Origin of the sequence: Methanosarcina siciliae T4/M (genome assembly GCF_000970085.1) — an archaeon.
Taxonomy (GTDB): domain Archaea; phylum Halobacteriota; class Methanosarcinia; order Methanosarcinales; family Methanosarcinaceae; genus Methanosarcina; species Methanosarcina siciliae.
In genome coordinates this window covers 3,190,651-3,216,687 of the sequence record NZ_CP009506.1, presented here as the reverse complement: position 1 = coordinate 3,216,687, position 26,037 = coordinate 3,190,651, and the positions used below count along the sequence as shown (strand labels likewise).

22 protein-coding genes and 3 pseudogenes are annotated in these 26,037 nt (G+C 43.6%); 12 read left to right on the top strand and 13 right to left on the bottom strand.

The window, feature by feature from the left end:
- Positions 1-84: 84 nt before the first annotated feature.
- Entirely contained in the window at positions 85-360 is a 276-nt protein-coding gene (locus MSSIT_RS13380) for a YkvA family protein (RefSeq protein ID WP_048174814.1), read from the bottom strand.
- A gap of 372 nt (positions 361-732) precedes the next feature.
- Here MSSIT_RS13380 and MSSIT_RS13375 point away from each other — a divergent pair, with 372 nt between their 5' ends.
- On the top strand, positions 733-957 hold the full coding sequence (locus MSSIT_RS13375) for a hypothetical protein (protein WP_048172983.1): 225 nt from the start codon (positions 733-735) through the stop codon (positions 955-957).
- A 307-nt stretch (positions 958-1,264) separates the two neighbouring features.
- On the opposite strand, the pseudogene MSSIT_RS25745 reads toward MSSIT_RS13375, so the two are convergent.
- From MSSIT_RS25745 to MSSIT_RS13360, 4 genes and pseudogenes are all read right to left on the bottom strand, one after another.
- Positions 1,265-1,417 (bottom strand): annotated as a pseudogene (locus MSSIT_RS25745) (transposase); the annotation flags it as partial.
- Positions 1,418-1,444: 27 nt separating this feature from the next.
- Positions 1,445-1,546, bottom strand: a pseudogene (locus MSSIT_RS25740) (hypothetical protein); the annotation flags it as partial.
- Positions 1,547-1,623: 77 nt separating this feature from the next.
- Entirely contained in the window at positions 1,624-2,124 is a 501-nt protein-coding gene (locus tag MSSIT_RS13365) for a type 1 glutamine amidotransferase domain-containing protein (protein ID WP_048172978.1), read from the bottom strand.
- 254 nt (positions 2,125-2,378) lie between these two features.
- Positions 2,379-3,563, bottom strand: coding sequence for a trans-sulfuration enzyme family protein (locus MSSIT_RS13360; RefSeq protein ID WP_048172976.1), 1,185 nt, complete (start codon positions 3,561-3,563; stop codon positions 2,379-2,381).
- A 256-nt stretch (positions 3,564-3,819) separates the two neighbouring features.
- Between MSSIT_RS13360 and pncB the strand changes: the two genes are divergently transcribed.
- Positions 3,820-5,019 (top strand): nicotinate phosphoribosyltransferase, encoded by a 1,200-nt coding sequence (gene pncB / locus MSSIT_RS13350; RefSeq protein ID WP_052721654.1) that lies wholly within the window; start codon positions 3,820-3,822, stop codon positions 5,017-5,019.
- Positions 4,994-5,173, top strand: coding sequence for a hypothetical protein (locus MSSIT_RS23465; protein ID WP_148705622.1), 180 nt, complete (start codon positions 4,994-4,996; stop codon positions 5,171-5,173). The genes pncB and MSSIT_RS23465 overlap by 26 nt, the downstream gene beginning before the upstream one ends.
- Here MSSIT_RS23465 and MSSIT_RS13345 read toward each other — a convergent pair.
- Positions 5,156-6,784, bottom strand: a complete 1,629-nt coding sequence (locus MSSIT_RS13345) for a TolB family protein (protein WP_231589823.1) — start codon at positions 6,782-6,784, stop codon at positions 5,156-5,158. The genes MSSIT_RS23465 and MSSIT_RS13345 overlap by 18 nt on opposite strands.
- Positions 6,785-7,139: 355 nt before the next feature.
- On the opposite strand from MSSIT_RS13345, the gene MSSIT_RS13340 reads away from it, so the two are divergent.
- Positions 7,140-7,319, top strand: coding sequence for a hypothetical protein (locus MSSIT_RS13340; RefSeq protein WP_156158862.1), 180 nt, complete (start codon positions 7,140-7,142; stop codon positions 7,317-7,319).
- 251 nt (positions 7,320-7,570) lie between these two features.
- On the opposite strand, the gene MSSIT_RS13335 is transcribed toward MSSIT_RS13340, so the two are convergent.
- Positions 7,571-8,329, bottom strand: coding sequence for a carbonic anhydrase (locus MSSIT_RS13335; RefSeq protein ID WP_052721653.1), 759 nt, complete (start codon positions 8,327-8,329; stop codon positions 7,571-7,573).
- 722 nt (positions 8,330-9,051) lie between these two features.
- Between MSSIT_RS13335 and MSSIT_RS13330 the strand changes: the two are divergent.
- From MSSIT_RS13330 to MSSIT_RS13320, 4 genes and pseudogenes are all read left to right on the top strand, one after another.
- Positions 9,052-10,313, top strand: a pseudogene (locus MSSIT_RS13330) (IS4 family transposase).
- Positions 10,314-10,919: 606 nt separating this feature from the next.
- Positions 10,920-11,048: a hypothetical protein gene (locus tag MSSIT_RS25365; protein WP_261788830.1), complete on the top strand. Its 129-nt coding sequence runs from the start codon at positions 10,920-10,922 to the stop codon at positions 11,046-11,048.
- 100 nt (positions 11,049-11,148) lie between these two features.
- Positions 11,149-11,307 carry a hypothetical protein gene (locus MSSIT_RS24955; protein WP_231589822.1) on the top strand — a complete coding sequence of 53 codons (159 nt, stop codon included), beginning with the start codon at positions 11,149-11,151 and terminating at the stop codon, positions 11,305-11,307.
- Entirely contained in the window at positions 11,304-12,548 is a 1,245-nt protein-coding gene (locus MSSIT_RS13320) for an MATE family efflux transporter (RefSeq protein WP_331456195.1), read from the top strand. The genes MSSIT_RS24955 and MSSIT_RS13320 overlap by 4 nt, the downstream gene beginning before the upstream one ends.
- A gap of 94 nt (positions 12,549-12,642) precedes the next feature.
- Here the strand turns inward: MSSIT_RS13320 and truD are convergent, their stop codons facing one another.
- From truD to nifS, 6 genes are all read right to left on the bottom strand, one after another.
- Entirely contained in the window at positions 12,643-13,959 is a 1,317-nt protein-coding gene (gene truD, locus MSSIT_RS13315) for a tRNA pseudouridine(13) synthase TruD (RefSeq protein ID WP_048172970.1), read from the bottom strand.
- A 184-nt stretch (positions 13,960-14,143) separates the two neighbouring features.
- Entirely contained in the window at positions 14,144-15,394 is a 1,251-nt protein-coding gene (locus MSSIT_RS13310) for a transglutaminase-like domain-containing protein (RefSeq protein WP_048172968.1), read from the bottom strand.
- Positions 15,395-15,506: 112 nt separating this feature from the next.
- Positions 15,507-15,854: a peptidyl-tRNA hydrolase Pth2 gene (gene pth2, locus MSSIT_RS13305; RefSeq protein ID WP_048172966.1), complete on the bottom strand. Its 348-nt coding sequence runs from the start codon at positions 15,852-15,854 to the stop codon at positions 15,507-15,509.
- 327 nt (positions 15,855-16,181) lie between these two features.
- Positions 16,182-17,156: a tetrahydromethanopterin:alpha-L-glutamate ligase gene (mptN, locus tag MSSIT_RS13300; RefSeq protein WP_048172964.1), complete on the bottom strand. Its 975-nt coding sequence runs from the start codon at positions 17,154-17,156 to the stop codon at positions 16,182-16,184.
- A 78-nt stretch (positions 17,157-17,234) separates the two neighbouring features.
- Positions 17,235-17,624 carry a Fe-S cluster assembly scaffold protein NifU gene (gene nifU, locus MSSIT_RS13295; protein ID WP_048172962.1) on the bottom strand — a complete coding sequence of 130 codons (390 nt, stop codon included), beginning with the start codon at positions 17,622-17,624 and terminating at the stop codon, positions 17,235-17,237.
- Between the two features lie 9 nt (positions 17,625-17,633).
- Positions 17,634-18,824: a cysteine desulfurase NifS gene (gene nifS, locus MSSIT_RS13290; RefSeq protein WP_048172960.1), complete on the bottom strand. Its 1,191-nt coding sequence runs from the start codon at positions 18,822-18,824 to the stop codon at positions 17,634-17,636.
- 296 nt (positions 18,825-19,120) lie between these two features.
- Between nifS and MSSIT_RS13285 the strand changes: the two genes are divergently transcribed.
- The 4 genes from MSSIT_RS13285 (at position 19,121) to MSSIT_RS13265 (ending at position 25,649) form a co-directional block, all read left to right on the top strand.
- Positions 19,121-19,618 carry a CidA/LrgA family protein gene (locus tag MSSIT_RS13285; RefSeq protein ID WP_048172958.1) on the top strand — a complete coding sequence of 166 codons (498 nt, stop codon included), beginning with the start codon at positions 19,121-19,123 and terminating at the stop codon, positions 19,616-19,618.
- A 16-nt stretch (positions 19,619-19,634) separates the two neighbouring features.
- Positions 19,635-20,336: an LrgB family protein gene (locus MSSIT_RS13280; RefSeq protein ID WP_231589820.1), complete on the top strand. Its 702-nt coding sequence runs from the start codon at positions 19,635-19,637 to the stop codon at positions 20,334-20,336.
- A gap of 134 nt (positions 20,337-20,470) precedes the next feature.
- Positions 20,471-21,153, top strand: a protein-coding gene (locus tag MSSIT_RS22400) for an IS1 family transposase (protein ID WP_148705127.1) whose coding sequence is annotated in 2 segments (ribosomal slippage) — positions 20,471-20,791 and positions 20,794-21,153 — 681 coding nt in all. Because the reading frame shifts where the segments join, the coding sequence is not laid out codon by codon here.
- 833 nt (positions 21,154-21,986) lie between these two features.
- A complete protein-coding gene (locus tag MSSIT_RS13265) occupies positions 21,987-25,649 on the top strand; it encodes a PGF-pre-PGF domain-containing protein (RefSeq protein ID WP_231589819.1) in 3,663 nt (1,220 codons plus the stop codon).
- Positions 25,650-26,037 lie beyond the last annotated feature (388 nt).

Below are 26,037 nucleotides of genomic sequence, written 5' to 3'. Positions count from 1 at the left end.
GAAAAAGGGATTATCCTCCATACTTGAGGAAAATGTAGAGAATTTCTCATGCCTACGTTTTTCGATAATTTATTCCCGTTATTCTCATTTCTTTAAAATCTTAACGTAATTTTCTATATACACATCTTTAGGTACTGATTTTATTGCAATATACAAAAGAACGGGAAGGATTACCATATCATCGAGATATCCAATTACAGGTATGAAATCAGGTATTAAATCGATTGGTGATAATGCATAGCCTATGGCAATCCATAATAATATTTTTGAAATTTTGGGGGTGCGAGAGTCTGCATATATAAATTTACATAATTCCAGGTATTTTTTTGCATTATTCTTTATTTCTTTTAGTTTCATCATGTTTATTTCCAAATATTTTTTCCATTGAATCCATTTGTATCATTTCATAGGCGGCTATTCTCTATAAGTGATTTCAGCCCCAATAAATACCAACGGTTAATAAACTTATCTTTATTTTATAGGTTAGAAATCCGACATGAAAAAAAGATGAGCGGATAGCTCTATCCGGGAAACTGGATAAAATACCAATAGAGAACCGTTAAAGGTTTCTTTCTCGTAGAAACAATCTTTTCTGCTATCTTTTTCTGTTATCTAGTCAATACTCTCCGTTTTTTAGTATGCATCACTCATTTGCTGCCTGGTGATGACTTTCTACCTGTTTGCGTATCTTCATAAACGATAAGGTACAATAATAGCTTGGAGTGAATAATTATGCATAAATTAATAAAAATAGTGGGTTTTATCTTAGCGATAATAGGTTTTGCTCATATTGTAAAACACATCATGCACTGCAAAGAAAGTTGCCGTTGGTGTGGCTGGTATAAAATAAAAGTAGAAGACGAAAAAACAGCTGAAAAAACCGTATCGCATAAAATAAAAGTAGAGGATGAAGAACAAAAAGGTTCGAGGTATGGTTCTAATCCCATCCGTTATTAAACCCGAAACCATACGTGTAAGGGTTATTTCGAGCCAGATCATTATTCTTAACCATTATTCGTAAAAACACTTTAATAAGTGCGGTTTAATTTTCAGGCATTCCGATATTTTCACCTGCCATTCCCAAAAGTAAAGGAAGCTATAAACGTTCAGATTACCCCAGAGGTATGCACTGTGGCACTGCAATAGATAGTGTCATACTCTCTGTTTTTGAACTTGCAAATTCCCAATTGACCAGACAGGGAAATATACCGCATATCCACTGTAACTGTATCGGGTACATAAAGATGTATTTCTTGGTATCTCCGATGGTTTCTACAGCTAAAGCTTGGTTTTCGCTAACAAGTTTAAAAGAGAGCTTGTGCTGAAAATCATTTCTCTGATTGCTTATTTTCTCATGGAGTTTTGCAAGTCTCTGTTTTGCTTTTTCTCTGTTTTTGGAACTTTTTTGCTTCCAGGACTTCACAGCCACAACATCATTATAAATATATGTGTTGTTTAATTTGTTTGTATATCCGTCCCAGTGTTTCAAAAGAACTTCCATCGCGAAGAATCGAAGGAATTGATTGATGTCTATGACCTTCGCCAATCTCTTATTCAGGTTTATACAGACAGACTATACAGTCTAGTCTACCATCCCCGAAACCCTGTACTCCTAAGAACATTTCACTTCAGCAGCTTAATCATTTCCCTTCCGAAAGCGTGCAGGTCTCCCGGATTCCTTGAAGATACAAGGTTTCCGTCCACTACAACTTCGCTATCCTCGTAAAGCGCTCCTGCAGCTATGATGTCATCCCTGATTCCTATCCAGCAGGTAGCTTTCCTGCCCTTTATCACGCCTGCCGAGACAAGAACCTGCGGGCCGTGGCAGATTGCAGCAACGGGTTTGTTTTCTTTGAAGAAGTATTTTGTAATCTCAAGTGCATCTTTGTCGAGCCTCATTTTTTCGGGCCCTTTTCCGCCGGATATCACAAGGATGTCGTAATCTGCAGGGTTTATATCCTTAAAGGTAATGTCAGCATCGAGGACATAACCGTGCTTTCCTGTTATCGGTCCCCTCTTCATGGAAGCGATATGTGCGGTTATACCTTCTTCTTTCAGACGGTGGTAAGGGTAGATAAGTTCGACATCTTCAAAACCATCAGCTCCGAATACAAGTGCTTTCATATGAAACTCCCCCGGTTAAGTTAAGGTTTTATCTTAAGGTTCAGGCTTTTCTGTTTATCTTAAGGTTCAGGCTTTTCTGTTTATCTTAAGGTTCAGGCTTTTCTGTTAGACTTACGGTTATCTGGTCTTAAGTTTCTGATTTTAGGCTCCATGTTGAAATAAAGATTACTCCAGCAGCAAATATACCTTATCTGATTCTGAAAATATGACAGGTGAAATCCACTTAAAACAGGTTGAATCGTTTTCTCCCAGCATCAAATTTTTGATAGGGCCTGTTCAAGGTCTGCAATTATATCCTCAGAATCTTCAATTCCCACAGACAGCCTGACAAGGCCGTCTTTAATTCCGACCTTATTTCTGATATTCCTGGGAATGCCGGCATGGGTCATGGAAGCGGGATGCTGGATAAGGGTATCAGTTGCCCCAAGGCTCACTGCAAGGGAACAGAGCCTGACACTGTTCATAAGCCTGCTTCCGGCTTCACCCCCTCCCCGGATCTCAAAAGAGAGCATGCCACCGTAACCGCTCATCTGTTTTTTTGCGACCTCGTGCTGAGGATGGCTTGAAAGTCCGGGATACCTGACCCATTCTACTTTGGGATGAGACTCAAGGAAGTTTGCAACCTTCAGGGCGTTCTCTGCATGCCTTTCCATCCGGATGTGCAGAGTCTTAAGTCCCCTGATACAGAGCCAGGCTTCGTGCAGGCCCATAATCCCTCCTGTATATCCGACAACCTTTCCCAGACTTTTCATAAAATCCCTGCTCCCTACAATGACTCCGCCAAGCAGGTCTGCGTGCCCACCTATGTATTTTGTGCAGCTGCTGAGGGATATGTCCGCCCCGAGTTCAAGAGGTTTCTGGAAATACGGCGTTGCAAAGGTATTGTCCACGATGCAAATGGCTCCCTGTGCCTTTGCAAGTTTGGAAATCTCCCTGATGTCGCAGACCGTAATTGTGGGATTGGCAGGCGTTTCCAGAAAAACCATCCTGGTTTCCGATTTAAAGGCTGCCTTCACCTTCCCTATATCGGAAGTATCAACAAAACTGACATCTATCCCGAGACCGGGCAGGATCTCCGAAAAGAGGCTGTAAGTGCAGCCGTACACCACATCCGTAGAGATCAGGTTGTCTCCCTGTTTCAGGGTTGAGAGTACAACTGCGGTTATCGCAGCCATTCCCGAGGAAAAGGTCTGTCCTGCCTCCCCACCCTCAAGTGAAGCAACCTTTTCAGCAAGAACCGCATGTGTAGGTGTGTTCGGAGGGATTCTTGTGTATACGTACCCGGTTTCCTCTTCTGCAAACCTGGCAGCCCCCTGTTCGACATTCTCAAAAATAAAAGTCGAAGTCTGAAATATCGGAGTCGTATGCGCCCCGAAGACAGGTTCCGGCCGCTCTCCTGCATGCACGCATTTTGTTGAAAACTTAAATTCCCTTTCCATATACCGGGAACCCCCTGTTAAAATTAATGTCCAGACAAATTATCTTTCTTTCCGGTAATTATTTGTTTGGAAGAAAAAGCAGGAAAAAGGTTAAAGGGCTGCCCGAACTTAAAAAAGAAAACTTGTTTTTGAGCAGGTACATCAGAAATTTTAAAAATATAACAGGTTATATACGTGAAGCAAAAAGCCGCAATATTACTGAGAAGTTACGGATGTTGCGCCAGAAGCAAGCTAAAACGTTAAAGGAAGGCCTTCCGTGATAAAATCCATACTTGATAACGACCTTTATAAATTCACCATGCAGATGGCTGTACTGGAATTATTTCCAAAAGCAGAAGCAGAATACCGTTTTACCAACAGGGGACCCCAGCGTTTTTCCCGGGAGTTTGTAGAAGAGCTCCGGAGAGTCATAGACGAAGAGATCTCCGCCCTGGTGCTGACAGAAGACGAATACCAGTGGCTTGGTGAAAACTGCTCTTTTTTAAAACCCATGTACCTTGAATACCTCAAAAATTTCCGTTTCAAACCCGGGGAAGTAAAAGTCTGCCTCACCGAAGAAAAAGAACTGGACATCCGGATAAAAGGGCTCTGGCACAGCACGATTCTCTGGGAGATTGTCCTTATGGCTGCGGTCTCCGAGATCTACTTCACAACTATAGAAAAAGAATGGAACGGGAAAAGCCCCTCAACATCCGAACCCCTCCTTGAAGCCTATGGAGAAAAAATCCTGGAAATAGGAAAGGCCCTTGAGGAAAACGGCTGCCTTTTTGCCGAATTCGGAACCAGAAGAAGGAGAAGCTTTGAACTCCATGACCAGGTGATGAAAACCCTACTGCCGATAAAAACCCTCACAGGGACTAGCAATGTATTTTTTGCAAAAAAGTACGGTTTAAAACCTATAGGTACGGTAGGCCACGAGTGGATCATGGGCACTTCCGCACTTATAGGCCTCAGGTATGCTAACCGCTTCGCTTTTGAAAACTGGGTGGAGGTCTACAAAGGAGACCTTGGAATTGCCCTGACGGATACCTTCGGCTCTGAGGCCTTTTTTAAGGACATGGATCTGAAACTGTCAAAAATCTACGACGGCTTCAGACATGACAGCGGAGATCCTTTCACCTTTGTGGACGGGGTTATAGGGCATTACAGGAAAATGGGCATCGACCCGATGAAAAAGGTAATAGTTTTCAGCGATGCCCTCAACGCCGAAGCCGCAATTAGGCTCAAAAAATACTGCCAGGACAAAATCAACTGCAGTTTCGGGATAGGTACAAGCCTTACCAACAATTCGGAATTCTTCCGGGAAAGCCCTCCCCTGAATATGGTGATTAAACTCCACAGTGTTAACGGCATCCCGGTAGTGAAATTAAGTGACTCTCCCGAAAAAGAGACGGGAGAAAGGGACGCCCTGAGGGTTGCAAACTATATCGTTGGAAGAAAAGGGCTGGATGAATGACTTAAAGAATAAAAAAGTTACAAAGAAAAGAAAAAGAAGAGGAAGAAAAGAAAGGAAGAAGGAAAAGAATCCTGACTTAATGACCGAATATTCTGCTTCAGGAAGAAGTGTTTCACTCCTCAGACCTCAGATATATTCATTGAATACTCTGTAGAATACCTGTAGAATATCTGTATACAGCATATCCCTGCTGGTCCCGGTCCGCAGAGAGTGAAGGGTCTCTTATGTAAGTGCCGTTGCTATCGTCTTTCAGCCAGGACCTTACGAAAAACACAATTTCCTCGGTTCGGTTATTAGGTGTCACTGTCACGTTGAGCGTTTCTTCCTTCCCCGCACCCCAATCATACTCCGCAAGTTCAACAAGTGGATACTGAGCGGTTATCTCCCCGTTATTTCCCTGGATAAAATTTCCTTTTAAATAAACATCAACGTTGCTGGCCGTTCCCTCTGCATCTTCTATTGTCTCATTTTCAGGGAAGGAGACCGAGATATAGCCTTCAGATGCGTTTCCTCCTTCATTGATTACTGTTACGGAAATTGTGACATTTCCTTCCGGAGAAACTCCTTCGGGAGGAGCGGCTTTTACGCTGGTGATTTTTGGATCGGGGGAGATATAAGATGAGGAGAAGAGCTTTATAACAACGATGTCTGAACCATTAACTGTAGCTGTATCTGAACCGTTAAATGTAGTTGCATTGGAACCATTTATCGGATCAATATCCGAACCATCAATGTTGGAACCTTTTATCATATCCGTGTTTGTCGAATTAATTTCGGAATTATTCTCCCGGTTGTATCCTGCAAAAACGATTTTTGACCCGTCAGGGCTCCACTTTGGAACAGAATCAAGGCTTCCAATTTTGTTTGTAAGTCTGGTCCTATAGTTTCCTTCAATATCCCTGAGCCAGATATCGGGGATTCCGCCTTCTTCTGAGACGTACGCTATCCATTTTCCGTTTGGACTGAAAGAGGGGTTCCATTCGTTATAGGATGTATTTGTTAACCTGACCTGGTTTGTACCATAAAAGTCTATTACCCACAGATCTGAGTTATCCTCTGAATCTTTTGCGCTGTATATCACTCTCAGTCCTAGAGGACACCAGTCCTTCCCGGTCCCCACATTTTCAGAGGTTCCAAGCCTGAATTTGTTGCTTCCGTCCCGGTCAACTATCCATAACTGCGACGGGATCTCTGCCTCCTTCTGCGTGTAGGTTATTTTTTTCCCGAGGCGGCACCAGGCCCCCCAGTATTCGGAGATCTGCGGGTCATCAGAAACAGGGAATACTGTTCCATTCTCAAGATTTGCCAGATACAGCCCAGGCTGAGAATTAATTGATTTTGTAAAAATCAGTTCTGTTCCATTAAGATTTATATCACTGAAACCGGCAAGGTTTCCTTCCCCAATTCCGGTTCTTTCGATCGAACTTCCATCTGCTTTCATCCGATATGATTCTAAATTTTCTGAGTCGTTTCTTTCAACGGTGTACATGATGTACTGGCCGTCTGTAGTCCAGACCGGAGACGATTCCGATTCCGGACTGTCAGTAAGAAAAGTGATTTCTTCCACAAGCTCATCTGCAGAAATAATTTCCCCAGAATCTACGGTCTTTCCTGCAGCAACACAGATCAAACCGGAATCGGAGTCAAAGTAGTAACGCGAAGCATTTGAGGTTTTGTTTAATCCCGAATCCTCTGTAAAGTTGTCGTATTCAGACAGTTCATTGGGCACTGCCTCCACAGGCAGGACAAGAATTACAATGAACAATAAAGAACAGAAATCTTTCAATATTTCCTTCATGAGTCCTCACTGTTAACTTAAAAAATTAGATACATAATTATAAACGATTAATTATATAACATGCCGAAACTTTAGTCCAGATTCTACTTTATTAACTGAATTCAGAAAACAAAACCAACAGTCTTTTTAATTCACATGATATAGTGAGCCCACACATTTTTTCAGTCGGTTCGTATTCGCTTCCCTGGTAACTTTTACTTCTTGCACTTTTTCATGATCCTGTTTTTATGGGAAAGACCGCTCTCCAGCATCAAGTGGTAAAGGAAAGACGTTGTATGGCGAATATGGTTGTACGGGTCAGAGAAATCATAATTTAGTTCTCTTGAACGACGCTCCCGATTTTTACCCACAAATGAGTCTGCTTGAACGTAGTCTGCTTGAGCGGAGCGAAACAGACCTCGTGCTCCCGAAGCGAAACTCGGGAAGCAAAACTCGGGAAGCAAAACTCGGGAAGCGAAACTTGGGTGCTGACATAAAATTCGGCTGGTATGATTATGAGTGAAAAGAGAAATAGAGAACTTGCCCGAAAACAGGAAAATAAGGCAGTTCCGGGCAACGAAAAAAGATTTGGTACAGGTTTTGGTACAGGTTTTTTTCGGTAAAAGTCCCTTGCATCTTTTAAAGTTATATCTCCAGCATATTTCCTTGTTACAGTATATTTTCTGTTCTTACCCTATATTCGCTATCCATACTCTGTATATTTCCCCTGTATAGTCCAGTCCGTTCATTTTACTACTTAAGAGGAAAGTGTTTTTATGCGTTATATCCCGCAGCCAGGTTAACATTTACGTAGACTACTGCTTCATTAGTATGCTTGTATCCATAGTCATCAGTGACTTCGGGTAGCTCGTCCGCTTCTGCCTGAGAGGTTACCACAGTACCTGCAGGGATGTATCTGCCATCAGGGATGGTCACACCAATTGCTCCTGATTTCGGTTCAAGGACACAGTTGTCTCCTACGTTAGCCTTGAAAACGATGGCTTGCATACCAATGAATGTGTCATTTCCGACATAGGCCGGGCCGTGGATCTGAGCCTGGTGGGCAAGGGACACCCTTTCTCCGACGTAAACTGCATATTTTTCACCGTCAACCTCAACCAGATTACTTTCTACAGGCTCACCTTCCTCATCAACCGTTTCAAGGGCATGGAGTACGACTCCGTCCTGGATATTGGTCTCGTCCCCAACAAAAATCGGCGTGCCTTCGTCGCTCCGGACCGAAGTCATCGGGGAAACCATTACACTTGCGCCTATTGTTACGTCACCTATTACTGCTGCCTGGGGATGGATGTAGGCAGTAGGGTCAATTACAGGTTCGGTTGGTTCGGGATTCCAGGGGGTCACGGGATTTGCCCGGATGTTCGAAACCTCGCTTTCAACTTCTGTGTCCGCACTTTCTTCGTCCACACTTTCGTCTTCTTCTGCTCCCTCTCCCTGTGAGACACACCCGCTTCCGGCAAGGGTAAGTGCCAGGGATAAGAGAAAAACCAAAAAGATCCTGTTAATTTTCATAGAAATCCTCCAGTAACAGTGTCAACATTAGAAGTTATATAGGCGTTTCCATTTTTATTTAAAAAAAGATAAAAAAATAAATGTAAAAATATTTTGATCCGAAACCGGAAGTAGAAACTTATATTATATTACAAATAAGTTAAGGAATGCCCCTGCCAACAAAACCCGTTTCATTAAAATTAGTTTTACAAAAAACAACGAGCACACAGCCCTTTTAGAAATTAAGGATGATTGACTGATTTCAGCAAATCCAAAAAGCCATATATCTGAAAGAGATAGAAAATGTCACGGAGTCTGTGCTTCAAGTTCCCTGGCAGTTTATAGAGGCTGACCTGCCGGTCTTGTCTTATAAACTTAATTTGACAGTATCCACTAATTGATCTTGAAAATCTATCCTTTTCTTAGCTCAAACTAATTTGACACAAGGTTATGAACCCATCTAACTTTATAATAAATTCTATGGAATAATGCCCATTTTTGTTACAATTAAGCTATTGATCTTATCAAAATTAGCAAAAATATAATTTCTGAGTCCATTTTTCACTAACTTTATTGTAAGTGTCATATTTCTGACCAAACCCTTAACGGTTTAATCTGTATTCATGCGTCATCGGTTAAGCGTTAGGGAAGCTCTCTGGCATGTGTTTTTATATTAATACCCTAACTATTGGTATCTATGTCTCCTCGTTCCCCCATCTACTCTCGAAGACTCTCTTCGGGAAATGTTTCCCGAAGAATGGTTAAGACAAACTGCTAAAGAAACTGGTCTTATAAAACGTGAACGTAAAATTGACCCTGTTATCTTGTTTTGGGTTTTAACTCTCAGTTTTGGTGTACGTTTGCAGCGTACACTTGCCAGTTTGAAACGAGAATATGAAAAAGAATCCGGTAAAAACATAATCGATAGCAGCTGGTACTATCGATTCACTCCAGAACTTGTCGAGTTTCCTCATCAATGTGTAATTCACGGTATCGAAGAACTTGCAAAAGACCCTGGTAGAAAACCTGGCAAAAAACTCGAAAACCTCCAGGATGTTCTCATTCAAGACAGCACAATTGTTCTTCTTCACTCTTCTTAGCAGACAAGTTTCCGGCATCAAGATCAAGAACAGCAGCTGCAGGCATAAAAGTTGGAGTTATGGTAAGTGCAGTTGCTAACGGACCTAAAACCGTTGCTTTATACTCTGAGAAAACAGCTGAGATCAAAACATTGAAAATCGGTCCCTGGATAAAAGACCGTATTCTCCTTGTTGATCTTGGTTTTTACAAAACTCAAATGTTTGTAAGGATTGAGGAAAATGGAGGATATTTTGTTTCAAGAATAAGGAAGAATACGGATTCCGTTGTTGCTTCAATAAATGAAGGAATACCAAAGACAATGTGCAAAGATTTCATGGAGAAACCTGTTAGTGAATGTATCAAACAACTTTCTGGAAAAGATATTGATGCAGTTGTAAAAATAGCATTCAAAAGAAGATCGTATAAAAGCAAGCAAAAGCGGGATGAGATGCTTGTACGTCTTGTTGCGGTATATAATGAAGAGGACGAAAAGCATCACCTATACATCACAAATATTCAGAAAGATGTTTTGAATACAAAAGACATCACAAAATTATATGGAGCAGGATGGGATATAGAACTGCTGTTTAAGGGGTTAAAAAGCAAATATGCGCTTGACGTTCTTGAAACAAAGAATGTGCAGGTGATTGAGGCTCTAATCTGGACAGCAATACTAACACTAATAGTTAGCAGAAGAATTTATTCTCTTGTAAGAAACTCAACAGCTCATCCTGAAAAAATGGCTCAATATACACAGTTACGTTGGAGCACAATATTTGCAGAGAATGCATCAGATTTATTGACAGTAATTCTTCAGAGATGTGGAATTCAAAGAAATTTTGAAACTATAATGAGTGTATATGAAAGTCAAGCATTGGATCCACATGTAAACAGAGAAAGGTTCAGAGAAGAATGGTTTGAATAAGAAGTGATAGAGTGGACTCAAAAAAGAGTAACAAGAGAAGGAAATAAATCATTAACCGATGACCAATGGTATTCAATTAAATTTTCCAGTTTTTCGATAATAACTGGCCAGTTTATATAAATATCCACAAATAAACGCAATCCAAATAGAAAAATAAGTTATATAATCATACTTTGGGTAATGTATAGTAAGTCTAACTACTGCTACTAAAGTAATAACTTGAATTAATAGTGATATCATGTTCTTTTGTTCCATAATGTCCCTCTAAATTAAATTTGGCTGATCATGATATCAGCCAAATGGTTAATTAAATTAGTTAAATAGGACTTACGCGGTTGAACTGAAAAAACTTTAGTTAAAGAAGATTTTATATAGTAGTTAGCATAAGTAAACCCCCCTTCTTTTATTTATGGCGAGCAAAAACGGAATATTTCAGGTTTCTTGAAATTGTGGACCGTTATATCAAAAAAATTAAAGAATCTGAATTTTCAGAGGGATGCAGCGATATCAGCTGTAATGCTTCCTCTACGTCAGGAAAATTAATTTCCTGAGCAATTACACGATCTTCTAACTGGCAAAGGCCATGGCAAACCCCTTGCCAGCAACATGATTTCTAAAATTGCGGAAAAAGACCTGTTGAAAGCAAAAGTTTCCCAAAAGGACGGAAGAGTCTACCTGCTCGAGCTCGCCGATAAAGGAAAAAAGGTAGTTAAGACCAATACTGAGCCGATATGAGGTTTTTTGAAATGACACGGAAAATTCTGGATGAACCTAAATTTAAAGTTTTGGTGAGAATCTTTGAGAAAATCGCTGGTGGGATTGATGAGGAAAAAGTATGACCGATGAATGGGAAATGAGGTCTGAAAGTCTCGGAAAGCTTTTCCTGAAATTCGTTCTCCCGGCAATCATCGGGTTGATTGTTGCCGGAATCCAGGGAGTTATTGACGGTTTTTTTGTCGGGAATGCTGTGGGCAGCCAGGGCTTGCAGGTATAACTCTTGCGTTTCCTGCACTTCTAGCCATAATTGCTGTGGGACAGCTGATCGGGATCGGGACTTCAAGCCTTGTGGCACTGGCCCTTGGCAGAGCTAATCGGCAGGAAGCCCTCAAGCTCATACATAATGCTTTTCCCCTGCTCCTGCTTGCGGGGATAGGTCTCACCGCCATCGGGCTTGTCTTCTCGGGTTCTTATCTTCGCCTCCTGGGAGCTTCTGGCCCGGTCTTTGACATGGCAAATAGTTACCTTAGAGTCCTATTCTCAGGCTCGGTACTCCTAATTCTTGCCATTGCTCTCGATCCTCTGGTACGAAATGATGGGAAACCAAGACTTGCTATGATATGTGTTGTGGCGAGTGTTCTCATAAACATGGTTCTTGACTACATATTTGTCATGCGGATGGAAATGGGAGTTACAGGGGCTGCCGTAGCCACAGTAATTGCTTTTTCCTTTTCCGGAATTCTGCTAGCTCTATATTTTTTCAGCGGATGGGCCGGGATAAGGCTAAAACCCCGGTCCCTCTCTCTGGAGTCGAGAATAATTCTCAGAATTATGAAAACAGGCCTTCCTTCCTTTGCAATGCAGTTTTCAACTTTCGTCCTGCTCATTGCGAACGAGTACACGCTGCTCAGTTACGGCTCGGAACTCGCAGTTTCAGGCTATGGAATTATCGGTTATATTTTCTCGATCTTCTCCCTGATCTTTGAAGGAATCGCAGTAGGTGCCCAGCCCATAATCGGTTTTAATTACGGGGCCCGTTGTTATTCCCGGGTTGCAGAGATCTTGAAGATAGCTGTAATCTCCTGCCTCGCAGCCGGAGTGATTGGTTTCGTGCTTCTTTCCATGTATCCGGAACCATTTATCCTCATCTTTAACCGCGACAGCCCCAAACTCCTGGAAATTACTCTTAACGGCATGAAAATTTTTGTGTTTGCCCTCCTTACCCACGGGACGGTTATGCTGGGTTCCGTATATTTCCAGTCGATAAATAAAGTCAGGCAGGCTCTTTTCATCCAGCTCGGAATGGTTTTTCTCTTCCTCCTTCCCCTGCTCTGGATTTTACCCACTTTACTTGGCCTTGAAGGAATCTGGCTCGCAACCCCTGCTGCGGAATTCCTGATGTTTATGGCCGTAATGGGATTGCTCTGGAAGGAGTTTGGTTTTCTCACGAGTGGAAAACATGTAAGTAAGGAAGATAACTGCCTTGCTTCTGAGGTTGCATTAACTCCAAACAACTAAAATGGGCTTCCATGCTCCTGTGAACCTTGCCTCAGGACTCCCTTCCTGCGGACTGATTTTTCTGCAGTCCGGCTTGTTTTGAGTTCTCAGTATATCAGCTCATCTGCAAGGGATCAACTTTCATGTATTCCCGCAGCACCGTTGTAGCGTAACTTCCCTTGGGAAGCATGAACTCAAGTGCAGCCTTTGATTTTCCCGGGTTCAACTCATCCTCTGTAACCTCAAACTTCGGTTCCACCTGCAGGAGGACTTCTCTGCGGGTACCTTTCGAACTCATTTCCGGGAACTCTTCTACATTGAAGCCCTCGAGAGAAACTCCAAGTTCTTTAAGGACTGTACTTTCGATTTCTCCGGGGAGCACGGATGCAAATCCCGTATTAAAGCCCGGGAGAGGGGCGGTTATGAAGGCTCTGCCGTGCTTAATCAGGCGGTTCATGGCGTTTACGGTTTCGGAAGTGACTTTTTCCGTCTTTGAGGAGTCAGGAAGCCCGGCTTCGTTCCTGAAGCAGACGATGTCTCCTTCCACCGCCCTATTTAATGAGATGCCGCTTTCGATCCTGCGGCAGAGGATCATGTTATAAATGTAGGACTGGTAGGCGTGTACGAACATCCTGTACAGGTTTTTAGGGAGCACGCGGAAAGCTCCGGGGTAGTCTTCCGGGTTTGCTATCAGATGGTTCATCATTGCCCTTTCGTGGCCCAGGCGGAGGGGATAGGTTTTGAGGCCTTCTTTGAAGTCGCGGGTCTCCTTTACGAACTGGCGGGCTGCTTTTGTCTCCTCGGGTTCTTCCGGGAAGGGTTCGGCAATGTAGAGCATGGCAGCTTTTTCAAAGTCTCCTTCAACAATGGCTTTTCCTACCAGGTGGGTCACAGGGCGAACAGAACCGAAACGTTGGATCCCGAAGAAGTTCGGGACTCCTCCCTGGGCCAGGACTTCACCGTTTGTTTTCTCGAGCATGGCTCCGGTCTTTTCGGTAGAACTGGCTATGCCCCTGATTGTAATTATGAACTCATTTCCCCACAGGTCTCCCAGTTCCACGGACTTCCGGGAACGACCCAGGATTTTCAGCTCCACGTCTTTTAAATGGATTTTTTCAATTACCGAGGCATCAACATCGAAAATGCTGATCTTCTGGGTGGTGAGGGCTCGCTTGTCTTTTGTGCCTGCAACGTTTATCCTCTTCTGGCTTATCTGCAGGATTTTTGCCAGGGTCCGGGTAAAATGGTGGGTATCCCAGTCGCGTTTTGTGAGTTCGAGAACAAGGTATTTCCCGTCCTTTCCTTCTTCTCTATTTGTAATCTCTTTAACAATAAAATCCTCCACTTCCTGCCGGAGCCGCCCTCCGAGACCCTCGGTGTCAGTGGAGTACAGACTTATTCCGATCTGTTTTTCAATTTCTGGAACTTCCATAGGTTGCAAACACTCCTCTTTATAAATGGATAAAATTTAAGGCTGGATTTTTTGAGTAAGTATAATTAAAAAGATAAGAGTTGCTGATTAACAGCTAATCGGCTGATTGTCTGATGCAAATTCCCTCTCTGGCATACATTTTCTTCCTGAAGGGGGTCTTATTTGTTGATATAAAGAACTAATTTCAATTTCCTGGACTGATATCTATCACTTTTACAGTGCTTGTGTTTATGAAGGTCCAGCTCCTGTAGGTCTCGTTTTCCTCTGCTGTCTGGATCTTTGTCTGGGCTGTTTTTCCTGGAAGCCCGCCTGCATAAAGGCTGGAAGTCGGGTCGAGCATGAGCCAGGAACCGTATTCGTCAGTCAGGTAGTTTACGTCAACATTTCCGTAATAAGCCCTTACCCCTTTAACTTCGGCTTCAATTGCATCGGTTCCGTTGCCTATATAAACGGCCGCGAAGGCATGGTTATCAGTCAGGTAAACCCGGGTAGTCCCTCCCACAGCTTCGATCATGGAGGAAAGAAGAATTGCCTGATCCTCACAGTCTCCGGCTCCTATCCTCAGAGTAACATTGGCTGGCTCCCATATGTCGTTACCCCTAGGGTCACTTACGTATTCGATATCTTCTTTTACCGTGTCAAAGAGAGCGCATACCTGGTAGATATTATAAGCTCCGGGATATGAGCGGGCTACTTCGGCTGCTCTGGCTCTCACGTCCGGTTCGGATGGCTCTACAAGTCGGTTTATTGTTTTAAAGTAATAGGCAGGGTTGTATCGGTATTTAGGAGTAATTTTTTTGGGCATCGGCTTTAGATCGGTAACGACTCCGTTCATAAAATGGGGCTCGTACTCGTGCCATTTCCCTTCCGACGTCGAGGCAAGCAGCCAGAGGACTATGCTGATGGTGGCTTTTTCTTCTTCAGGAACCTCAACTGCGATTATTCCGAGATTCTGCTCTTCCCCCGGAGAGAGCAAAACACCGCAGTCTTCGGAAAAGATCCGGCTTACTGAGGCGTTAACCGAAACTCCGTACCTGTCAATAAAGATTGGGTTTCGACCATCGTTTTTAATTCTGATTTTAACATAACTTATCCCACCCTGGTAAAACTCAGAGGTCTGGTAATTGCTACTCAGAGAAAAACCGGGCTGCAATGGAGTTCTTAGGATAGGAGTAAGTTCTTTATTTGAAGTGGAGTACGAAGGGACTGCCGGAAAAGTAAAAGAAGCTATATCGGGTATGAATACCTCTTCAGAGATTTCAGGCTCCGCGCCCAATCCAAGATAACCTTTTAACTCATTCGTATAATTGCCAATTGAGTCCGAAAAGAGAAACCCGGTAATTGTAACAAGTACAAAACATATAAACAAGACCGTAGTTATCAAGAGTGCCTTTTTTTCTGATGCGTTTTTTTCTGAAAACTCCGGGTTATTCATTGATATCCTCCTGAATAGAATAACAGACAGAACTTTTTTCTGTCCGTGAAAACATCTCTTCAGGTATCCTCTACTCACTTTTTTAGAACGGGTTCAATCCTTTTTAGGTCACTTAAACAAGTTTGAGATCCCGCGTAACCTTATCTATAATCTCTTCTTTTGCCGGGCCTATCCCGAGCACCGTGACCGTCCCAGGCGGAATTTCCGTAAGGCCTGCGTCCTGTATCAGGGCGGTAGGAAGTCCTTCCCGTCTTGCTTTTTCCTTAAGTTCATACAGGTCCTTAAGGTTGGGAACTCTCAGGACAATTTTTTTTTGCCCTCCTTCCTTCCATTTTTCAAGGTCGCTTTTGCTTGCCCATTCAGCCGCGGAAATAGCTGCATGAGCTACCTGTACGGCAAACTTACCTTTTGAAAGCTTCAGGTCGTCCCGGGTAACTATACACTGTTTGTATTCGCTCATCCTTTTCCTCGGGCATATCAAGGTCAGCCTATATCTTAAATGTTTTCTGTCAGCCTTGCCGGGCCGAGCTTGAATGTTTCTTTCGGGGTTTCTCAAAGTCTTCTTCGACAACTTCGGTTTTACAGGTTGCCTACTGTTTTTGCAGGTCAGATAGTTTATGGATGGATAGTTTACGGATTTGAGTTAGGGGATAATTTCTATATATATTTGAGTTAGGGATAATTTTTATATATTATATATATTGGTATATTTACAGAGTTGAGAATACCTTTATTTGGTATCTTACTAAATTATATTACACTATTGTCAATGACATTTATAGTTAATTCATAATATATTTTGCAGGTATTCCAGGATATGTTCGGCAGGGTTAATACCCCATGCATCAAAAATCCCTTTTCCTGAAGGCGTTCCGTTGACTTCAAGTATCCTGGAACCTTGGCCAGCGCTTCTATCTTCAGTTTTTTTATTTTCATTGCCTGTTTGAGCTTCGGGTCCTTCTATTATATCAATACCTGCAAACGTCGTGCCTACTGCAAGGGCAGCTTTTTCCGCAATTTCTTTTTGTTCCCCTGTAAGTACACAGCGGTCTGCACTTCCTCCCTGACTGAGGTTATTTACCCAGGAACCTGAAGCCGCTTTTCGGTAAATAGCGCCTATGGCAGTGTCTCCCACGACAAAAACCCTTATATCCCTCCCGGGATTTTCTATAAACTCCTGAATATACAGCATCCCCCTCTCTTCAAGCAGCTTTTCAAGAATCTCTTCCACAGTTCCGGATCCGGTTTGCCGGTCTGAAAATCTTATTTCTCCGTCTTTTACCCTTGCGATATCCTTTCCCTTATATCCAAAAACAGGTTTTATTACGGCATCTCCGAACCGGGATGCTGCCTTTAAGGCTGCTTCAATGCTCTGGACGGCTACAGTTTCAGGCACTGGCAGCCCGACTTTTGCCAGGAGGTAAGAAGCATGGTACTTGTTTGCCGCATTCTGGATAGCTTCCGGAGAGTTTATGACCGGAACTCCTCCTGCCTCCAGTTCCCTCAGAATATCAAACCTGAAAGATACGCCTTCAAAAGCCCCTGCTCCGACATCTCTGATAATAAGGGCATCAAGGTCCGAGAGCAGGCTTTCCCCTGCCTTGAAAATAGTTGCCTGCTCGGAATTTTTTGAACTTATGCTAACCTCTGCTGTCCTGAGGTCAAGAACAAAAGGAGAAAAGCCTTTTTCCTTCGCTGTATTGATGAACGTCCGGGCTGTCCAGTCTTCCGGGTCGGTAATTGCGATCCCTATTTTTTTCATAGGGTATGATCTGGTACCCTTATGATCAAGTTTACGATAAAGATCCTCGGAAGGCTTTGCATGAGTTCCTGCTTTCTTTCAGGACTGCTCCGGAAGAGGCTTAAGCCCCTGCTTTTTGCGGTAATCATTGATTGCCCTGTGGGTTGCTTCCCTGGAAACTACCGAACACTCCAGTTTTCCCGGGGGCAGGCCTTCAAGCGCTTCAGCCACATCTTCGTTTGTAAGTTCCCAGGCTTCTTCAAGGGTCTTGCCTTTTATCAATTCGGTTGCCATACTGCTGGATGCGATTGCTGCTGCACAGCCAAATGTCTTGAACTTTACATCTTCAATCCTGTTGCCCCGGATTTTCAGGAAAATTTTCATCTGGTCCCCATGAGGGTTTCCGGCTTCTCCTATGCCGTCAGCATCCTCTATTTCTCCCACGTTTCTCGGATTCATGAAATGGTCCATCACCTTTTTATTGTACATAAAACTCCCTCACTTTTCACATTTACTTTCCGGCTTGTAGAATGGAGATATGGCCCTCAATTTTCCGACGACTTCAGGCAGCACTTCAAGGACATAATCGATATCTTCTTCGGAATTTGCATCTCCAAGGGTCAGGCGCAGCGTGCCCTGGGCGGTTTTTGGGGGTATGCCTATTGCCCGTAACACATGCGAAGGCTCAGAAGAACCCGAAGAGCAGGCGCTGCCTGTTGAACAGCAGATTCCCATCTGGTCAAGCATGAGCAGCAGGGATTCTCCTTCGATATATTCAAAACTAAAGTTCAGGTTTCCTGGAAGGCGTTTTTCCGGATGCCCGTTTAGCCTGCAGTAAGGAATTTCCAGGATTCCGGCCATAAGACGGGCTCTCATTTTCCTGAGCTTTTCATTATGTTCTTCTATGTTTGCAGCTGCAAGTTCTATCGCCTTTCCTATGCCCACGATCCCTGCAACATTCTCTGTCCCCGCGCGTTTTCCCCCCTCCTGCGCGCCTCCGTGCATGTAATTGTCAATTTTTGTTCCTTCTCTTATGTAAAGGGCTCCGATTCCTTTTGGCCCGTAGAATTTATGCGAAGAAAGGGAGAGCATGTCCACATCCTTATGTTCTCTCTGCAGGTCAAGGGGGACTTTCCCGATTACCTGTACGGCATCGGTATGAAAGGGAATTCCATGTTCCCTGGCAACCTCCCCTATCTCCGGAACAGGCTCGAGTGTCCCGATTTCGTTATTGGCATACATGACCGAGATCAGGACGGTATCCTTTCTTATTGCAGCTTCCACTTCCGCAGGGTTTACAAGCCCGTATTCGTCCACAGGCAGATAGGTTACGTCAAATCCCTGCGCTTCGAGATACTCGCAGGGGTAAAGCACTGCATGGTGTTCGATTGGCGTGGTGATAATGTGCTTTCCTTTTTTCTGCCTGGCAAAAGCCGTCCCCTTGACAGCCCAGTTGTCCGATTCGGTGCCCCCTGAGGTAAAATAAATTTCTTCAGGCCTGGCTCCAAGTGCTTTTGAAAGTTTTTCCCTTGAGGTTTCCACAGCCTCCCTGCCTTCTCTACCGATTGAATATAGGGAAGAAGGATTTCCGAAATGTTCTTTCAAAAAAGGCAGCATAGCTTCAAACACTTCCGGTTTTGTGAAAGTGGTGGCTGCGTGGTCCATGTATACTAAGTGCTTTTCTCCCATCAGAACACCAAATGAAAATAGGAGTTTGCTCGATATGAATTTATTGTGTGCCCTTTGAAAACGTTCAGCTTGTATCATGAAGGTGCGAAAGTATCGTAAATGTGAAAGAATCTTGGGAAAATAATCTAAAGGAAAGAATCTGGAAGCCGGTATATGGAGGTAAGTATCTGGAAAAGCAAATATCCCGGTTGTTTTTGGGTCTTGGTTACACTGTAACTAATTTTCTAATTATTGAGAAGGTATTTATAATCGTATTTATTTAGTCCATTTCCAGTCAACAGGAGGCAAAAAAGGTTTTGCTAAAACAATTTTCTATTATTCTTGGTATATATTTTCTGGGTGATTTCCTTCAGAAGGTCTTCGGGTTGCCCGTTCCGGGCAATATTCTGGGCATGTTAATCCTTTTTTTCGGCCTGTATTCGGGTGTGATCAAGCTCGAAATGATAGACAGGATCAGCGATTTTCTACTTGATAACCTGGCTTTTTTCTTCCTTCCGGCAGGAGTCAGCCTTATAACCTGTTTTGCTATGCTTGAAGGAAAATTGACCGCAGTCATCGGGATTTCCGTTGTCTCAACAGTGGTTATTCTGGGGGTAACCGGGCTGACAGTAGAGTTTGTCAAAAAATTCCTCCAAGAAAGGTCAATGAAGGAGATCTTTTCTGGAAAAGGGAAAAGTGAGACAGAGAAGGTTCCTGATAAAGCACTGGTATCCGAAAGAATACAGGCATCAGAAAGAGTAAATATACATAATAAAATACAAAAGCGCGAAAGAAAAACAAGAGAGGTAGGCTGAATTGCAGGCCGGTTTTTTGAAAGAGTTTGTGAATACACCCCTTTTTGGAATTCTTCTTTCTTTAATTGCTTTCCAGATAGGTACTCTGTTCTATAAAAAAACCCGTTCTTCGGTCTTCAATCCTCTTCTTATAGGCTTTGTGCTTGTGATTCTTTTTCTCCTTTATTTCAGGATAGATTTTGAAACCTACAATGTGGGCGGAGATTACATTTCCTTCTTCCTCGGGCCTGCAACCGTTGTCCTTGCCGTTCCTCTCTACAAAAAAATCCAGCTCCTGAAAAGCGATGCTCTTCCCATAATAACAGGTATAATTGCAGGCTGTATTGCAGGCATTTCAAGCATCTTCATCTTTTCCAGCCTTTTCGGGCTTGATGAAGTTATAACCAATTCCCTTGTCCCGAAATCCGTGACAACCCCCATAGGAATAGAGATCTCAAAACAGATAGGAGGCCTCCCCGCAATAACCGTAGCTGCAATTATAGTAACAGGAATAATAGGGGCTATACTTGGGCCTTTCATCTGCCGTTGCCTCCGCATAAACGATGGGGTTGCAGTCGGTATTGCAATCGGCACAGCTTCCCATGCTCTCGGGACAACAAGGGCAATAGAACTCGGGGAAACCGAAGGAGCAATGAGCGGGCTTGCAATAGGGATTGCCGGCCTTATTACAGTTGTTCTGGCACCGGTGCTGCTTTATCTTTTTTCACTCGTGTCCTGAAAACCGTAATAAGAACTATAGGCTGCTCCTATTAAAGGGGATATTATTTCTTAATACTCCGACCTCTTCCCCCTTTAAAAATTTGGCATTGGTAGTTAATTATAGTTATATATTATGAAAACCTATATTTCTGCATGAACTGCCCAAGATGCAAAAGTTCCAATCACACAAAAAACGGTATAGTTTGTGGACGTCAACGCTACAAATGCCACGATTGTGGATATAACTATTCAGTCGAGCTAAAATCAACTGCTAGTTCTCCTCTAGTTAAGAGACAGGCTTTGCAACTTTATCTTGAGGGATTAGGATTTCGCTCAATAGGACGATTTTTAGGGGTAAGTCATGTTTCTGTCCAAAAATGGATAAAGAAATTTGGTCAGGAGATAGAGGAGCTAAAAAGCGAAAATGAGATATCTATTGTTGAACTGGATGAGATGCACACTTACATCGGTAACAAAAAAAATATTGCTGGATCTGGATTGCTGTTGATAGAGTTGGGAAAAAGTTCATCAACTGCTCTTTTGGTAGCAGAGGAACGAAAACTGGACAACTACTCTGGGAAAAATTAAAGAAGAAAGAGATTGGAGAAGTGATGACTGATCACTGGAGGGCATATGCAGAGTTTATTCCTGAAACCATTCATACTCAATCCAAAGCAGAAACGTATACAGTTGAAGGATATAATGGCATATTGAGGCACTTTCTGGCAAGGTTGAGACGAAAGACAAAGTGTTATACGAAGAGTCTTGAAATGCTAAAGTACTCTGTTCTTCTATTGATGAAACACAGAAATAAAGAGTTACCTCTATTTAATTAACAATACCAAAATTAATTCTTCAAGCTTTCTTCACTTTGAAAATTCCTGACGGTTGTTTGATCGCTTCCGGAATCCAGAAGGAGGGAATCTACCTTTTTTCTTCCCCAGCGCCTCATTGGGTCTGTGCCGGCCGGTCAGCCAGTCCAGTAGAAAACCATCTGCAAGCAGGCGCTACAATTGAGAGATAAATATACTCAACAAGTGTCTCCATAGCTAAGAGGATGCTTTTCTTAACACCGAAAACCGATTTTTAATTTCAGCTAAATATCAGATGTATCCGCCAGCTTGTCTAGCGGCCCTGCCCAAAACGCAGAAAGAAAATTGAGACTAAAGAAGAAACTTGAAAACAAGTATTTTTAGAAAGTTTAAGTCCTATTTACATCAGGATAGATTTACATCAGGATAGATTTACATCAGGATAGATTTACATTCTGCAGGGAATTCGGCTACTTTCCCTCTCATTTTTATTTCCTCATTTAGTCTAAGATAGCCGGACAGTGCCGTAAGTCTGCAAAACTACCCTCCCGGCCTACGTATCATTTTTATGAAAATACAACTATAAAAATGAAACTGCAATTATCCTTTATACGAGTCTGCTTGAGAGATGTTAAAACGGTAAAAACAACATCAGGATTATCAATCTGACAGTTACAGTAACAGTTTATCTTATCAGATAATCTTATGAATTTATAACTTATCAGCTCGTTAATTTTATTCAGGGAGCAAAGTTTCGTGGGGACGAGAGCTTTTTTAGAGAGTTTATCCGTTACCTGCATTTTTATATATCTATCAGGAGCTTTCCGGATATTTGAAAAGTTGATTCACTGGTCGTTATGAGCAAAGTAAGATGGTGCCTATCCGTTATCTTTCTGGTTACTGTTATGCAGATAGCTTTTGCAGCTGAACTAATTCAGGGGGAAAACAACAGTGGAAACAGCAGTATTTCCGTGGATAATGGAGGGCAGGGTTATTCGGAAGAGACCCTAAGCCCTGCCCAGAAGAAACTCTCAGGTGACCTTCTGCAGTTGAGTGACGAAAGATATCTGTCCGGGAAAGAGTCAGCTGAAACCCTGAAAACCCGTATGGTAGAACTGGGCCAGTTGAAGCAGGAAGATCCTGTTTCGAGAAGAGCGGTTCTTTCCGGAGAATATCAGGAAATTGCTGCGGGCTCGGGAGAAAATTCCAGCGAAACTTCTTCTTATCCGGATGAAAAAGTTTACGTGTACATTTATCTGGAGCCATCTGCAAACAGCAGCATACTTGACAGATACTGCGAGGTTGAGGACAGGGACGAAGAAAATCATATTGCAGTAGCGTGGGTTCCGCTTGAATCCCTTGAGACACTGGCTGCTCTTTCTGAGGTAAGGAATATTCAAACTGTCCTGCCTCCTTTTGTCAGGCAGGGAAATACGGTTACGGAAGGAGACTCGATTCTTAACGCGTCCAGCCTCAGGGAACTTTACGGAGTAAACGGAACAGGAATAAAAATCGGGATTATATCCGACGGCGTGGACAACCTTGAGGACGCCCAGGCTACGGGGGACCTGCCTTCCGACGTACATGTCCTGAGCAATAATATGGGGGGTAATGAAGGCACGAATATGCTTGAAATCGTCTACGATATCGCTCCGGGAGCAGAACTGTATTTCCACGACTGCGGAAATAGCAGGCTCGAATTCAACAGGGCGGTCGATGTCCTTGTTAGCAAAGGATGCACGGTTATCTGCGATGATATAGGCTGGCTTGCCGAACCCTTCTTTGAAGACGGGACAGTGGCAGCCCATGTGAGAGAGGTTATAAAAGAGCACGATCTTCTTTACGTAAGCTCTGCAGGAAATTCAGGAGACAGCCATTACCAGGGCTTTTTTTATGACAACGGAAGTGGCTGGCACGACTTCAGCCGTGGGAAGGGAGAAGTCGAGAACCTGCGGCTTGAGATCCAGCCCTCGGGAAAAGTCTGGGTTTTTCTCCAGTGGGACGACAGGTGGGAACATTCGGGAAATAACTATGACCTTTTCATCAAAGACGGAAATACTCTGGAGACTATCGCGTCCAGTGAAGTCTATCAGGAAGGGGACAATCTCCCCCTTGAATACATAATGTATACCAACAGTGAAAATGAAACCCTTAACGCATCTATCGAGGTCCGAAAAACTTCAGGGGAAGCCAGTGAACTCGAACTCTACGTTTACTACTGGCCCGGGACAACGCTCAGGGCTGTAAACATCGTTTCCAAAGACTCTATTTTCGGGCACCCGGCTCTTCCGGAAGTGATAACCGTAGGGGCAGTCGGGACAGGGGGATCCGGGGATTATTATATCGAGTACTTCTCTTCCGTTGGCCCGGTTACGCTTTACTATCCATCTCCTGAAATTCGTCCAAAGATAGACATCTCAGGACTCGATGGTGTAAATGTCACAGGTACAGGCGGGGTTTCGGAGACGTTTTACGGTACTAGCGCTTCCTGTCCTCATGTTGCAGCCATTGCAGCGCTGGTCTGGAGCGCGGCTCCGGAAAAATCAGCTATGGACATAAAACGGCTACTTTCAACCTCATCAACCGATCTGGGGGAGCCCGGATACGATAATGTTTTTGGATACGGGCTTGTAGACGCCCTAAAGCTGCATGAACAGGCCTCAGCCGATCCCTCCACATTTACTGTGAAAACAGACGGAAAAGGAGATTTCTCCTCGATATCGGATGCCATAAACAGCAGCAGACCAGGAGATACCGTTCTGGTATATCCTGGCACGTACAGGGAAAATGTGGATGTGCGCTGGGCTCTGAATATCAGTTCGGCCTCCGGAAAGCCTGATGATACCGTTCTCGAAGCTGAAAACTCTGGAGAACCCGTTTTTCATGTGACTGCAAATGCTGCAAAGATCAGCGGTTTTGGCATAAGTGGCTCTGGAATAAGTAACTCTGGAAAAATTGATGACTCCGGAGGAAATGATGAAGCCGGAGGGGCTGGCATATATCTGGAAAGTGCAGCCGCCTGTACACTTGAGAACAATAAGATATCAGGCTGCAGTCAGGGAGTCCTCCTCGAAGAGTCACCTGACAATACCCTTACAGGCAACAACCTATCGAATAATGCGGAAGGGCTCAGGTTAACAGACTCTTTCCGGAATAGAATCCTTGAAAACGAGTTCGAGAACAGCCTAAATATAAATGAAAGTTCTTCAGGAGAAACAGGGCTTTCAAACACCTGGAACACGGATACGGAAATACGCTACCTGTACAATGGAGGAATTTACGAGAGCCGGTTTGGAAACTTTTACTCGGATTATAACGGCTCGGACTCAGACGGAAGCGGGATAGGAGACACCCCTTACGGCAGTGATTCTTCCCCCCTTATTGCCGGATTGTCAGCTTACTCCAGAGGTTTTGAGATAGGGAGTGCAACTCCTGCCCAGAGCACGGTTTTAATTGACGGGAATACCCTGGAATTCGGGATCAAGTCTACTAGAGACTGCACTTTCAGCTGGCTGCTAAACGAAGCCCTGCTCCAGACAAGTGAATTTGCCCCTTCTGCTACCCTTTCCGTAGATACCGGCGAATTTGCGGGCAGTATAACCGAGAGCAATACTTCAACCCCTGTCCCAACGAAATACACCCTGACAGTTATTGCAACAAATGGCTCTTCAACCCTGCAGCACAGCTGGACCCTGACAACCTCTCCTGCAGACGAAGAGACGGACATGCCTGAGGACACAAGTGAAGATAATGTGAGCAGGAGCATCAAAAGTTCAGGGGGCGGTGGAAGTGGAGGAAGCGGAGGAGGCGGTGCAGGCGGCTCCCCCGAGCCCGCAAGTAATGTTGAAAGCAAGGAACTGGTGCAGAATTTCGTCACCAGTGGAAGGCATATCCGGTTTTATTTTGCCAGAAACGCAACCCCTGTAACAGCTGTGGAGTTTGATGCCAGGAAAAACGCCGGAAAAGTCACAGTTACCGTGGAAATGCTGAAAAATCAGTCCGTTCTGGTTTCAGACCTGCCGGAAGGCGAAGTTTACAGACACTTAAATATCTGGGCCGGCAACAGCGGTTTTGCCTCCCCTGAGAACATTCAGAACCCCACAGTCAGTTTCATGGTAGAAAAAGACTGGATTTCCGAAAATAGAATTTATCCGGCTTCTATTTCTCTTTACAGGTACTCGGATTCGAACTGGACAGGACTTCCTTCCCGGATCACCGGAGAAGATGAAGCATTCTTCTATTTTGAATCCGAAACTCCGGGTTTTGCAGCTTTTGCAGTTGCCGGCCAGCAGAGCGGATCTTTAAGGTCTTCTTCCGATACAGACGTGCAGAATAACTCTCCTGAAACAGGTCCAGACGGGGTTCCGGAAGTATGGATAACACGCGAAAATACGGAAAATTCCACCAAAAGAGGCAGCGAAAATGGTAGTGAAGGTGACAGGAATATACCAGCCCTTGGTTTTGTGACATGTATCGCTCTTTTGCTCGCAGGTGCACTGTGGAGTAAAAAGAATGAGTGAAGAGGGAAAAACAACTTTATTCATCGTACCAAGTCACTCATGAATTGCAAGTATTTCTGACCCATACAACCTTATTCACTGTAACAACCTTATTCACTGTAACGGGTCATTCTTTCCCGCTCAACGCAGGAGAGCGGTCTTTCCCGTAAATAAGACGAAGAGAAAAGACAAATTGTAATCTCTCTTTTTTCTGAATTTTCCAGATTCCTCTTTCTTACTCTATTTCTTTCTTCTTTATGGGAAGAGCCGCCAGACAAGCTGGAGGATGCGCCTTATACTATCCTGTGAATTTGAATGATGTACCCCGGGTCGAGTGAAGTATTTTTTTTGGAAAGGGAAGAAAGGGAAGCAATAGTACTAATAAAGATTCTTTTTTAATGATACCTTT